Source organism: Streptomyces sp. NPDC058697 (assembly GCF_042715345.1).
Lineage (GTDB): Bacteria > Actinomycetota > Actinomycetes > Streptomycetales > Streptomycetaceae > Streptomyces > Streptomyces liliifuscus.
In genome coordinates, this window is record NZ_JBHXSU010000020.1 from 159,234 (window position 1) to 170,706 (window position 11,473).

Consider the following 11,473-nt stretch of genomic DNA (forward strand, 5'->3'; position numbering starts at 1 on the left):
CGGGGGTGCATACGGGGTCGGGAGTGCATACGCGATAAGGGGTGCGCGAGTCGGCGGACGTTCGGGGCCGCCTGCGCCGCGCTCCTGCTGACCTGTTCCATGCGTTCGGCTCAACACCAGCGGGAGCGGCAGCCGCCCCAACCGCCTCCGCCGGACGAACCACTCGACGATCCGCCCGATCCCCCCGAGCTGCCGGACAGGCCGTCCGGGAAAGTGCTGTTGCGGTTCCGGTCGCCGGGGAACGGGTCGTGGTAGTCCGGATCCCCGTCGTTGTCGCGGTCGGGCAGTTCGGCCGATCCGTCCTCCCTGCCTGCCCCGGCAGGGCAGTCGTTGTCCGGCGCGGACAGCCACAGCGTCACCCAAGTGGTGTCGGTGACCGGCTGCCTTCGGGCGGGATCGTGCGTACACACCTGCCACTTGTCGTACTCGCCCTCGTCGGGGAGCCGGTCGTTCGCATAGGCCGTGTCCGCGTATGTGCGATCAGGTCGGACGCCGAGAGCGACGAGCTTCTTCTGGGCCGCCTTCCACGTCGCGCCGACCAGATCCGGCATCGGCGGCCAGGGGATCGCTTCGCCGTCACGCTCGGGGCACGGAGCGGCGGTCGGCACTGCTCCGAAGTCGATCGTCCTTGCGCTGCTCGACGATGTGCCGGCCCGCTGGAAGCAGACGGTCCAGTTGGAGCGCATCCAGATGGCGTCGTCCTGGTCGGACGCGTTGTGGTCGCCGACGGTGAACCCGTCGGCCTGTGCCTTCTTCCGCGCTTCGTCCAGCCGCAAGCCCCGGTAGTCCGGGACCTTGGGAGCGACCTTCGGTTTCGTCCCTGGTTTCCGTCCGTCCGCCGCCGCGCTCCCCGGCGCCGGGGAGGAGGAGCCGCCCGGTCCTCCGGCGTCGCGCGCCTTCGCGTCCGCTTCCGCCACGGTGTCCGACGTCCCATCCCGGGGCACGGGCGGCAGGATCGCCCCGAACAGGATCACCGCCGCGACCGTTGCCGTCGCCTTCCACCGCTTCCGCCAGACATTGCCCCACCACAGGAGCACGAGCGCGAAGACCAGCATGAGGAAGCCGAGGAACGCGTTGAGGACGCCGAGTACCGGTACGGCCAGGACGAAGCCGACGCGTGCCCATCCCGTTCGCCACCAGGGGGTGCGGGGTGTGCCGGCGGGCGGCGGTGGCGGAGAGCCCGGGGCGGGGGCAGGACTGGGCATGGCAAGGGCCTTTCGGGGAGCGGCAGTTGGTCCGTCCGTACGACCGACGGACCCCGTGCGGGACGGCGGATCGCAGTGAGCCGCGGGATCCGTTCCGCACCCGCGGAGGACATGCGGAAGGATGCCCAGCTCGTCACCAGAGAACGGACAGCCGCGGCCCGGTCGGCCTCTCGGTCTTTCTCGTCCCTGGTGCCATCACCCGACCAGACGGAACCCCGTTTGTGCGCGCCCAGCGCGCGCGTCACTCGATCGGATTACGGGGCGATACGGGACGGCTACCGGCGGACTGTCGCCCGCAGCCCGCAGCCCGCAGCCCGCTCGTGGCCCGCTAGGGGCCGGACGCGCCAGGCAGTTGAGTGATTGACGTAAGTCCGGGCGCCTCTGTAATCTCAAGGTGAGTTTGCTTTGAAAACAAACTGTTTTGGAGGGTCTCCATGCCAGTTCCTCAGCACATCGACAGCCAGGCCGCCGGGCGGCAGTTGCTCGTCGGGCATCGGGAACTGCGGGCGCAGCTCGCGGCGTTGCGGGCTGCGCTCGATGAGGAGGGCGGGCTCACCGCGGCCGTGGGTGGGAACGGCGACGGTGTCTCCCTCGTACAGCAGTTGCGGGCCCGCTGCCTGGAGTACTGCCTCGGGCTGCATCACCACCACACCATGGAGGACGGCGCCTTCCCCGTCTTCGAGCAGCGTTATCCCGAGATCGCCCCCGTCATCGAGCGGTTGAGGGAAGAGCATCGGCAGGTGGCCGCGGGGCTCGACCGGCTCACCAAGCTTGTGGAGAGCGACGACGGGCAGGACCTGACCTGGCTGCGGGCGGAGTTGGAGCGGACCGTGGCCGGCATCGAGGAGCATTTCGTCTACGAGGAGACGTACCTGCTTCCCGCCCTGGGAGTGACCCCGCCCGGCCCCACCTCCTAGGACGGCGCCGCCCCACCGTCCGGTACCGTGGCGGACTTGGAGGTCGAAGCGATGTCAGAGGAGCCGGAGTCGGCGCCGGATGCGGGCAGCCGTCTCAGCGCCGAAGAGGCGGTTCGGGCGATGCTGGTCACCCTGCCTCGGCTGGTCTCCCGCGCCAAGCGCACCCCCGTGCCCGAGCAGTTGCGTTCGTTGCGGCTGGCGCCCAGGCATCTATCCCTGCTGTCCTGTCTCATCTTCGACGGGCCCACGTCCGTCAAGGACCTCGCCGCCCGGCTGGAGGTCGCGCCCACCACGGTCAGCCTGATGGTCAGCGACCTGCAGCGCGAGGGCGTCGTGGAGCGGCGCTCCGATCCCGACGACCGCCGACGCAGCATCGTCTCGCTCACCGAGGACCCCACCACCCGCGCCGCCATCGACGCCTGGCTGGCCAGCGGTGCCAGGGCCTGGCGCAAGGTCTTCGACGACCTCAGTCCGCAGGAGCGTGCGACATTCGTGCATGCCATCCAGCGTTACGAGGAAGCGGTCGCCGAAGCACCCTGAACGCTACGAGGAAGCGGCCACCGAAGAATCCCGAATGTCTTGAGCGCCCTGAGCGCCCTGAACGTTCTGGACGTCCTGGACCTGGTCGGCCACCGGGTACCTCGCCTTGCGCAGGCGGAACAGTGCCGCCGTGTACGGGCCCACCCCTCGCAGTGCCACCCTCGCCAGGTCCTCCGGCGTGTCCACGTCCCGTCGGATGCCGCAGTCGCTCGGCATGTCGATGGGGAACGCCCCGAGCGCGGCGTGCCGGTGCGCGGAGGCGGTGCCGAAGGCGGGAGCCAGGCCGGCGGTGGTGAGGGCGGTCAGGACGGTGGTTCCCTCGCCGGTGTGGTCGGCGACGAAAGCCCGATCATGATTCCGTGCCGCGCGCAGGACGTGCTCCAGTTCGCGCGGACGCAGGCCCGGCAGGTCTGCGGTGAGCGCCGCCACCGGCCCCTCTGGGCCAACCGAGCGGCACTTGGCCGCCCCCAGGCGGACGGCGTCGTTCAGATCGGGATCGGGTGCGTCCGGGCAGACCAGCGCGCCCAGGGTGCGGGCCTGCGAGGCGGCCAGTGGATCGGCCGTCACCACCACGACCGTACGGACGCCTTCGGTGTTCCGTACCGCCCACAGTGTGTCCAGGAAGAAAGCGTGGGCCAGTTCCTGGCGCCACGGGCCCAGCCCCGCCGCCAGCCGGCTCTTGGCCCTGCTGAACGACTTGACCGGGAGCACCACCGACCACACGAGCTCAGCCCTGCGTCCGGGCGCGCACCACGAGGTCGTCCCGCTCGATGACCCGGGACCGGCTGCGCAGCACACCGGACACCCGGACCAGGGTGTCCCGGACGAAGCAGGTCGGCTCCACCAGGACGGCGCCCTGCGCGGAAGTGACCGTCACCGTCGCGTAGTAGCTGGTGGACACCGTGCCGTCGTCGGCCTCCTCGACCGTCATCATGTCGAACCAGTGCCGGGGCTGCGCGCCGTCGAACCTGCCCGCCGCCGCCCGCGCGCCCGCCTCGATCGCCTCGGGGCCGGTCAGTACGGTGCCGCCCGCGAGCCGGAACTCCGCGTCCGCGACGAACGTGGCGGCGAAACCGCCGAAGTCGTCCCCGTCCATCCGGTGCATCTGCCGGGCGTAGAACTGTGTCACCTCCACGTACAGCTCGGGGGAGGGGAGCTTGGGAGCGTTCGTCGTCTCGGCAGTTGTCTCGGCAGTCGTTTTGGCAGTCGTGTCGTCAGTCGTCATGGTGGCGATGCTGTGGGCGTCTACTGGAGGCAGGATCGAGCGGCGGCGGAGCCGACAGCCTCCCGCTGCCGTCGAGCCGGTCTCCAGTAGCCGTCGAGTGCGACCGCACAGGGTGTGGCGCATGGCTGAATTCACCATCACCGAGTTCCAGAGCGTCGTGAACGACTGCTTCGACGGAGCCACCAGTGAGGAGATCAAGGATTCCACGCTGCACACCGAGTTCACCGATCTCGGTTTCGACTCGCTCACCGTGTACGAGATAGTGACCCGCATCCAGGACGACTTCAAGGTCAGCGTGCCCGACGAACAGCTCGACGAGCTCACCACCCCCGCCGCCCTCATCCAGTACGTCCAAGGTCAGCTCACCGCTGCGTGATCCCGCTGTTCCCCCAGCCGGTGCAACGCCTCGGCGAAGACCCTCGCGTCGGCCGGGCCACCGGCGTCCCGGCCGACGGCCAGCAGGGGGACCACCTCGCTGGCGCCGTCCCGCACCGCGGGGTGGTGCCGGGCGGGGGCGCTCAGGCTCCGGTCCGCGGAGCCGTCGAGCAGCAGCAGCCCCGGCCGCCTCCCCAGGGTGTCCAGCAGTTCCCGCAGGGCCGGCCAGTACCGCACCGGGGCCGCCAACTGCCCGCCCCAGAAGTGCGGATCCCGTGCCTGCTCCGCGGTCACCGCGACCCCGGTGCGGCTGGACACCACCGTGCCGGCGGCCGCCCGTGGAGCACGCGGCCCGAAACCCGCCAGTGCCTCGGCGAAGCGCAGCGCGGCCCCTTCCATGGCGGGGCTGTGGAAGGCGTGCCCCGAACGCAGCGCGCGTACCAGGATCCCGCGGTCCCGCAGGTGTTGCTCCACGGCGGCCAGCGCCTCCCGGGGGCCCGCCAGTACCGTCTGACGCGGTCCGTTGAGCGCCGCGACGGCCACCCCGGCGAAGCCCGTCCCGTCGGCCGCCCCCGCGGCAGCCGTCCTGTCGGCCGCCCCCGCGGCAGCCACCCCGTCGGCCATCCCCGACACGGTCACCCCGTCGGCTCCGGCGGCCGTCCCCTCGGCCGAACCGCCGAGTTCCACCCCGTCGCCCAAACCGCCCAGTTCCTCGGCCAGTTGCCCCTCCGGTGCCGCCACCGCGAGCATCCCGCCCCGCCCCGTACCCTCCAGCGCCCGGGAGCGGGCGGCGGCCAGGGCGCCGATGTCCGCCGGGTCGAAGACGCCCACGAGGCAGGCCGCCGCCAGCTCGCCCACGCTGTGCCCGAGCAGCAGCCCGGGGGGTTCCGCCGCCGTGCCCACCGCGCGTCCCAGCGCGTGGCCCACGGCGAGCAGCAGCGGCTGGGCCACCGCCGACTCGTCCAGCTCCGGGTTGGGCGCGGGGCGCAGCCACGCCGACCGCAGCCGTTCCCCCGTCGTGCCGAGCCGGCCGAAGAACTCGTCCATGGGCGCGGTGAACTCCTCCCGCGCGCCGTACAGTCCGGCGGCCATGCGTTCCCGCTGCGCACCCTGTCCGGGCAGCAGCAGCACACTTCGACGGCGCTCCACGGGACCTCCCTCACCTCGGCCCCCGGCACCTCCGGCGGGCGGGCCGAGCCTGGCCGACCCGTCTCGACCTGGAGTGGACCACCGCTGGACCGGCGAGACGGGGCCGCCAGTCGAATTCGAGCCGTGGTCAAGGGGCTGCGCCGACAGTCGAAGGCAGCCGAACGAGGGGCAGGACAGTGAACCGAAGTGTCGCAATCACCGGGATAGGCGTTGTCGCGCCGGGTGGGGTGGGCAAGAAGGCGTTCTGGGATCTCCTGGTCTCGGGCCGCACCGCCACCCGCACCATCTCCTTCTTCGACCCCTCCCGCTTCCGCTCCCAGGTCGCCGCCGAAGTCGACTTCGATCCGCAGCGGTCCGGGCTCAGCCCGCGGGAGGCGAGGCGGCTGGACCGGGCCGCACAGTTCGCCGTCGTCAGCGCCAGGGAGTGCATGGCGGACAGCGGCCTGGAATTCGTGGAACTCGATCCGCACCGCACCGGGGTGAGCGTCGGCAGCGCCGTCGGCGGCACCACGGGACTGGAACGCGAATACCTCGTCCTCAGCGACAGCGGCCGGCTGTGGGAGGTGGACAGCGACTATGTCTCGCCCCACCTCTTCGACGCCTTCGTGCCCAGTTCTCTGGCGGCCGAGGTGGCTTGGACCGTGGGTGCCGAAGGCCCCGCCACGGTCGTCTCCACCGGCTGCACCTCCGGTCTCGACTCCGTGGGCTACGCGCGTGACCTCATCGCCGAGGGCACCGTCGACGTCATGATCGCCGGGGCGGCCGACACCCCGATCTCGCCGATCGCCGTCTCCTGCTTCGACGCGATCAAGGCCACCACGCCCCGCAACGACGACCCCGAGCACGCCTCCCGGCCCTTCGACCGCACCCGCAACGGCTTCGTACTCGCCGAGGGCGCCGCGATGTTTGTCCTGGAGGAGCTGGAGCACGCACGGGCCCGGGGCGCGCATGTCTACGGGGTGATCGGCGGCTACGCCACCCGCTGCAACGCGTACCACATGACGGGTCTGCGGCCGGACGGCCACGAGATGGCCGAGGCCATCCGCCACTCGCTGGACCAGGCGCGGCTCAACCCCGATCTCGTCGACTACGTCAACGCGCACGGCTCGGGCACCAAGCAGAACGACCGGCACGAGACGGCCGCCTTCAAGGAGACCCTCGGGCAGCACGCCTACGAGGTGCCGATCAGCTCCATCAAATCCATGGTCGGGCACTCGCTGGGTGCCATCGGCTCCATCGAGATCGCCGCCTGCGCGCTGGCCATGGAGAACGGTGTCGTTCCCCCCACGGCCAACCTTCACGAGCCCGATCCCGAATGCGACCTGGACTACGTGCCGAACGAGGCCCGGGAGCACGGCGTGGACGCCGTCCTCAGCGTGGGCAGCGGCTTCGGCGGTTTCCAGTCCGCCATGGTCATCACCCGAGAGGAAACCACGCGATGACACTGGCCACTCCCGAAGCCCAGGAGACCCCTGAGCGCACCGGGCGGCCGACCGCCGTCATCACCGGCATCGGCGTCGCCGCCCCCAACGGCCTGGGCACCGAGCAGTGGTGGCAGTCCACGCTGGCCGGCACGAGCGGTATCGGGCCGGTCGTCGACTACGACGCCTCCCGCTACCCGTCCCGGCTGGTCGGACGGATCGCGGGGTTCGAGGCGGCCGAGCACATTCCGGGCCGGCTGCTGCCGCAGACCGACCGGGTGACCCGGCTGGCCCTGGTCGCGGGCGCCGAGGCCCTGGCGGACGCCGACGCGAACCCCGCCGAACTGGCGGAACAGGACGGATACGGCGAGTACGGCTGCGGCGTGGTCACCTCGAACGCCACCGGTGGATTCGAGTTCACCCACCGGGAGATCCGCAAGCTGTGGACCCAGGGCCCGCAGCAGGTCAGCGTGTACGAGTCCTTCGCCTGGTTCTACGCGGTCAACACCGGCCAGCTCTCCATCCGCCACAAGCTGCGCGGACCCAGTGGCGTCCTCGTCTCCGAGCAGGCGGGCGGCCTCGACGCCATCGGCCAGTCCCGCCGTACGCTGCGGCAGGGCGTCAAGCTCTCGCTGACCGGCGGCATGGACTCCTCGCTCGACCCCTGGGGGCTGGTCTCCCACCTCGCGAGCGGCCGGCTCTCCCGCTCCGACGACCCCGCCACCGCCTACCTGCCCTTCGACACCCGCGCCGCCGGTCAAGTACCGGGCGAGGGGGGCGCGATGCTCGTACTCGAAGAGGAGACGGCGGCCCGTGCGCGCGGCGCCCGGGTGTACGGCGAGATCGCCGGGTACGCGGCCACCTTCTCGCCCCGGCCGGGTTCGGGACGTCCGCCCGGTCTCGAACGCGCCGCGCGGCTCGCCCTCGCCGACGGCGGGCTGGGCGTCGAGGACGTGGACGTGGTCTTCGCCGATGCCGCGGGACTGCCCACGGCCGACGACGAAGAGGCCGCGGCACTGCGCGCGCTCTTCGGCCCCTACGGTGTGCCGGTCACCGCCCCCAAGACCCTCACGGGCCGGCTGTTCGGCGGTGGGGCCCCGCTCGACGTGGCCGCGGCCCTGCTCGCCCTGCGCGACGGCGTCATCCCGCCCACCACGGGCATCGACCGCCCCGTTCCCGAGCACCGGCTCGACCTGGTGCGCGGCACACCCCGCCAGGCGCCGCTGCGTACTGCCCTTGTGCTGGCGCGGGGTCACGGCGGCTTCAACGCCGCGGTCGTAGTCCGTTCGCCCGAGGCCACCGCCTGACCTCCGACCCCACAGTCATCCCCGTCTCACCTGCATCCCCACCCCACCCCATCCGATTCCGTACGCGAGGAGTTCACCTCATGACCATCACCCTCGACGACCTGGTCCTCGTGCTCACCGAGTGCGCCGGTGCCGACGACGACGTCACGCTCAACGGCCAGAACCTGGACCTGCCCTTCACCGACCTCGGCTACGACTCGCTGGCGCTGCTGGAGACGGCGGCCCTGATGAAGCACCGGTTCGGGGTCGAGCTCACCGACGAGGAGGTCACCGGGATAGAGACGCCCCGGGAGTTCCTCGACCGGGTCAACCACGCCGCGGCCCAGGCCGCCTGAGAGAACGGGCCCGACACCATGGAGCAGGTACAGGCCCCCCGGGGCACTGCCGTCGTCACCGGAGCGACCCGGGGCATCGGACGGTCCGTCGCGGCCTCCCTGGGCGCGCTCGGCCATCCCGTCTACCTCTGCGCCCGGGACGAGGAAGCCCTCACCCAGACCGTCAAGGAGCTCCAGGAGAGCGGTGTGACGGCCGACGGGACCGTGTGCGACGTGACCTCGGCCGAGAGCGTGCAGCGGTTCGTCCAGGCCGCCGTCGACCGGTTCGGTCCGGTGGAGGTCCTGGTGAACAACGCCGGGCGCAGCGGCGGCGGCGTCACCGCGGAGATCCCCGACGAGCTCTGGTTCGACGTCATCAACACCAACCTCAACAGCGTCTTCCTGGTCACCAAGCAGGTGCTGACCACCGGCCGGATGCGCGAGCTGAAGCGCGCCAGGATCGTCAGCATCGCCTCCACGGGCGGCAAGCAGGGCGTCGTGTTCGGGGCGCCCTACTCGGCCTCCAAGCACGGTGTGGTCGGGTTCACCAAGGCCCTCGGCCTCGAACTGGCCAAGAGCGGGATCACCGTCAACGCGGTCTGCCCCGGCTATGTGGAGACGCCCATGGCGGGCAATGTGCGCCAGCACTACGCCCGTATCTGGAACACCACCGAGGACGAGGTCCTGGAGCGCTTCAACGCCAAGATCCCCCTCGGCCGCTACACCGACCCCGACGAGGTCGCCGCCATGGTGGCGTATCTGGTCTCGGACGCGGCGGCGGCCGTCACCGCGCAGGCGATCAACGTCTGCGGCGGTCTCGGAAACTACTGAGCCGCCCCCGCACGCCACTGAGATTGAGGAGAACGACCGCGTGGACACGGAGACGCACGAGCGGCCCGCGAACAGCACCGTCAGCCCCACCCGCAGCGCCGAGCACGTGACCGAGCTGGCCGCGTCGGCCCGCCGCGCCTACGCGCTCATCGAGGACGTCGGCCGCTGGCCGCTGCTCTTCGCGCCCTGCATCTGGTCCCAGGAACTGGAACTCACCGGCGACATCCAGCGCATCAGGCTCTGGGCGGTGGTCGGCAACGGGGTGCGCAGCTGGACCTCGCGACGGGTGCTCGACCCGGCGGGCAACCGGATCGACTTCGCGCAGGAGACCCCGGTCGCGCCGCTCACGGAGATGTCGGGTCACTGGCTGTTCCAGGACGCCTCGCCGGGCAGCCCCGGGCGGCTGGAACTGGGGCACCGGTGGACCACCGACGGCGATCCGGGCGCGGCCGACCGCATCGCCGCCGCGCTGGACTCCAACAGCACCGTCGAGATCGGGGCGCTCCGGTCCTGGGCCGAACGCCCCGAGGAGCCGGACGAGTTGATCCTGACCTTCAGCGACGACGAGCTGATAGCCGCGCCGGCCGCGGAGGTCTACGACTTCCTGTACCGCGCCGATCTGTGGCCGGAGCGGCTGCCGCACGTGGCCGGGCTCGACCTGGAGACCGTCCCGGCGGAGGCCGCCACCGCGGGCGCGGAGGTGCAGACCATGGACATGGAGACCTCCGCCGCGGACGGCAGCAAGCACACCACCCAGTCGGTGCGGCTGTGCTTCGAGGGCGAGCGGATCGTCTACAAGCAGACCACCCCGCCACGCGGACTGCTGGCCCACTCCGGCGAGTGGCTCTTCAGCAGCGGTCCTGAGGGCACCCGGGTCACCGCCTGGCACACGATCGCCCTCGATCCCGCCGAGGTGGAGAGCGTCTTCGGACCGGGCACCACCCTCGCCCAGGCCCTCGTCAAGGCCCGGGACATCATAGGCGCCAACAGCCGGGGCACCCTTCGGACGGCCCGGAGCCATCTCGGTCAGGGGGCCGCCGAGTGAGCGGTCGTACGGTGACCGGGGCTCGGACCGCCACTCCGGGCAGGCTGGAAGAGCTGGCGGACGGCGTGTTCGCGTACATCCAGCCCGACGGCGGCTGGTGCGTCAGCAACGCGGGCATCCTGCTGGAACCGGGGCGGGGCGGCGGACCCGTGCTGGTGGACACGGCCGCCACCCAGGAGCGGGCCCGCGCCATGCGGGCCGCTCTCGCCGGGCTCACGCCCGAGTCCCCGCGGCTGATCGTCAACACCCACTTCCACGGCGACCACACCTTCGGCAACGCCGTACTGGCGGGCCCGGGCACCGTCGTCGTCGCGCACGAGCGCACCCGCAGCGAGATGGCGGCCGCCGGACTCGGTCTGACCACGCTGTGGCCCGACGTCGAGTGGGGCGGCATCGAACTGATGCTGCCCGACCTGACGTACCGCCAGGGGCTCACCCTCCACCAGGGGGAGCGCCGGATCGAGCTGATCCATCCGGGCCCCGCGCACACCACCAACGACACGCTGGTGTGGCTGCCCGAGGAGCGCGTGCTGTTCGCCGGCGACGTCGTGCTTCCCGGCTGTACGCCGTTCGTGCTGATGGGCTCGGTCGCCGGGTCCCTCGCCACCCTGGAACTCCTGCGGAAGCTGGACCCGAGGACCGTCGTCGGCGGCCACGGACCCGTCAGCGGCCCCGAGGCGCTGACACAGACCGAGGAGTACTTCCACTGGCTGACGGAGCGGGCCGCCGAGGGCAGGGCGGCCGGGCTCACCCCCCTCCAGCTCGCCCGCGAGACGGGGCCCGGCCCGTACGGCGACCTGCGCGATCCCGAGCGGTACGTGGCCAACCTGCACCGGGCCTACGCGGAACTGGCCGGCGAAGAGCTCGGCAGCGCCCTCGACGTCGTGTCGGTCTTCGGCGAGATGGTCGAGTACAACGGGGGTGTACTTCCCGTCTCCCACGCCTGAGAGACGTCCTGGCAGCACAACTCGGCGCGGCGGTGGTGAAAAGTTCACCACCCCCCCCCCGCCGCCCCCCCCGGCCCCCCGCCCAAAACACCGCCCCCAACCACGCGCGCGGCGCCCCCGCCGCGGCGGCCCACGCCAAGGTGGCCGACGCCGGGCCGATCCGCCGTTGGACCGCGGTGTGCGAGGCGGTGCGCGAG

The 11,473-nt window shown here is 71.7% G+C and carries 13 protein-coding genes; 9 read left to right on the forward strand and 4 right to left on the reverse strand.

Features of this window, described 5'->3' with window-relative positions; genetic code table 11:
- Positions 1–110: 110 nt before the first annotated feature.
- Complete coding sequence (locus tag ACFWXQ_RS35225) at positions 111–1,205, reverse strand: hypothetical protein (protein ID WP_383937841.1); 1,095 nt, start codon at positions 1,203–1,205, stop codon at positions 111–113.
- A 434-nt stretch (positions 1,206–1,639) separates the two neighbouring features.
- On the opposite strand from ACFWXQ_RS35225, the gene ACFWXQ_RS35230 reads away from it, so the two are divergent.
- Positions 1,640–2,122, forward strand: a complete 483-nt coding sequence (locus tag ACFWXQ_RS35230) for a hemerythrin domain-containing protein (protein ID WP_383937839.1) — start codon at positions 1,640–1,642, stop codon at positions 2,120–2,122.
- A 51-nt stretch (positions 2,123–2,173) separates the two neighbouring features.
- Entirely contained in the window at positions 2,174–2,662 is a 489-nt protein-coding gene (locus ACFWXQ_RS35235; RefSeq protein ID WP_383937837.1) for a MarR family winged helix-turn-helix transcriptional regulator, read from the forward strand.
- Between the two features lie 3 nt (positions 2,663–2,665).
- Here the strand turns inward: ACFWXQ_RS35235 and cofC are convergent, their stop codons facing one another.
- Positions 2,666–3,376: a 2-phospho-L-lactate guanylyltransferase gene (gene cofC, locus ACFWXQ_RS35240; RefSeq protein WP_383937835.1), complete on the reverse strand. Its 711-nt coding sequence runs from the start codon at positions 3,374–3,376 to the stop codon at positions 2,666–2,668.
- A gap of 13 nt (positions 3,377–3,389) precedes the next feature.
- Positions 3,390–3,887 (reverse strand): nuclear transport factor 2 family protein, encoded by a 498-nt coding sequence (locus ACFWXQ_RS35245; protein WP_383937833.1) that lies wholly within the window; start codon positions 3,885–3,887, stop codon positions 3,390–3,392.
- 121 nt (positions 3,888–4,008) lie between these two features.
- Here ACFWXQ_RS35245 and ACFWXQ_RS35250 point away from each other — a divergent pair, with 121 nt between their 5' ends.
- Entirely contained in the window at positions 4,009–4,263 is a 255-nt protein-coding gene (locus ACFWXQ_RS35250) for an acyl carrier protein (RefSeq protein ID WP_383937832.1), read from the forward strand.
- Here ACFWXQ_RS35250 and ACFWXQ_RS35255 read toward each other — a convergent pair.
- Positions 4,245–5,411 (reverse strand): acyltransferase domain-containing protein, encoded by a 1,167-nt coding sequence (locus tag ACFWXQ_RS35255; protein WP_383937830.1) that lies wholly within the window; start codon positions 5,409–5,411, stop codon positions 4,245–4,247. The two genes, ACFWXQ_RS35250 and ACFWXQ_RS35255, sit on opposite strands and share 19 nt — an antisense overlap.
- Before the next feature lie 176 nt (positions 5,412–5,587).
- Here ACFWXQ_RS35255 and ACFWXQ_RS35260 point away from each other — a divergent pair, with 176 nt between their 5' ends.
- The 6 genes from ACFWXQ_RS35260 (at position 5,588) to ACFWXQ_RS35285 (ending at position 11,276) form a co-directional block, all read left to right on the forward strand.
- A complete protein-coding gene (locus tag ACFWXQ_RS35260) occupies positions 5,588–6,853 on the forward strand; it encodes a beta-ketoacyl-[acyl-carrier-protein] synthase family protein (protein ID WP_383385666.1) in 1,266 nt (421 codons plus the stop codon).
- Positions 6,850–8,139: a ketosynthase chain-length factor gene (locus ACFWXQ_RS35265; RefSeq protein WP_383937828.1), complete on the forward strand. Its 1,290-nt coding sequence runs from the start codon at positions 6,850–6,852 to the stop codon at positions 8,137–8,139. The genes ACFWXQ_RS35260 and ACFWXQ_RS35265 overlap by 4 nt, the downstream gene beginning before the upstream one ends.
- An 80-nt stretch (positions 8,140–8,219) precedes the next feature.
- Complete coding sequence (locus ACFWXQ_RS35270) at positions 8,220–8,474, forward strand: phosphopantetheine-binding protein (protein WP_200398626.1); 255 nt, start codon at positions 8,220–8,222, stop codon at positions 8,472–8,474.
- Positions 8,475–8,492: 18 nt separating this feature from the next.
- Positions 8,493–9,284, forward strand: coding sequence for an SDR family NAD(P)-dependent oxidoreductase (locus tag ACFWXQ_RS35275; RefSeq protein WP_362075070.1), 792 nt, complete (start codon positions 8,493–8,495; stop codon positions 9,282–9,284).
- A 40-nt stretch (positions 9,285–9,324) separates the two neighbouring features.
- Entirely contained in the window at positions 9,325–10,329 is a 1,005-nt protein-coding gene (locus ACFWXQ_RS35280) for an aromatase/cyclase (RefSeq protein WP_383937825.1), read from the forward strand.
- A complete protein-coding gene (locus tag ACFWXQ_RS35285; protein ID WP_383937823.1) occupies positions 10,326–11,276 on the forward strand; it encodes an MBL fold metallo-hydrolase in 951 nt (316 codons plus the stop codon). The genes ACFWXQ_RS35280 and ACFWXQ_RS35285 overlap by 4 nt, the downstream gene beginning before the upstream one ends.
- Positions 11,277–11,473 lie beyond the last annotated feature (197 nt).

What these genes read in the sequence shown, in the direction of transcription:
- ACFWXQ_RS35225 (WP_383937841.1), bottom strand. Translation starts at nt 1,205, where the DNA reads ATGCCCAGTCCTGCCCCCGCCCCGGGCTCTCCGCCACCGCCGCCCGCC.
- ACFWXQ_RS35230 (WP_383937839.1), top strand. Translation starts at nt 1,640, where the DNA reads ATGCCAGTTCCTCAGCACATCGACAGCCAGGCCGCCGGGCGGCAGTTG.
- ACFWXQ_RS35235 (WP_383937837.1), top strand. Translation starts at nt 2,174, where the DNA reads ATGTCAGAGGAGCCGGAGTCGGCGCCGGATGCGGGCAGCCGTCTCAGC.
- ACFWXQ_RS35245 (WP_383937833.1), bottom strand. Translation starts at nt 3,887, where the DNA reads ATGACGACTGACGACACGACTGCCAAAACGACTGCCGAGACAACTGCC.
- ACFWXQ_RS35250 (WP_383937832.1), top strand. Translation starts at nt 4,009, where the DNA reads ATGGCTGAATTCACCATCACCGAGTTCCAGAGCGTCGTGAACGACTGC.
- ACFWXQ_RS35265 (WP_383937828.1), top strand. Translation starts at nt 6,850, where the DNA reads ATGACACTGGCCACTCCCGAAGCCCAGGAGACCCCTGAGCGCACCGGG.
- ACFWXQ_RS35270 (WP_200398626.1), top strand. Translation starts at nt 8,220, where the DNA reads ATGACCATCACCCTCGACGACCTGGTCCTCGTGCTCACCGAGTGCGCC.
- ACFWXQ_RS35275 (WP_362075070.1), top strand. Translation starts at nt 8,493, where the DNA reads ATGGAGCAGGTACAGGCCCCCCGGGGCACTGCCGTCGTCACCGGAGCG.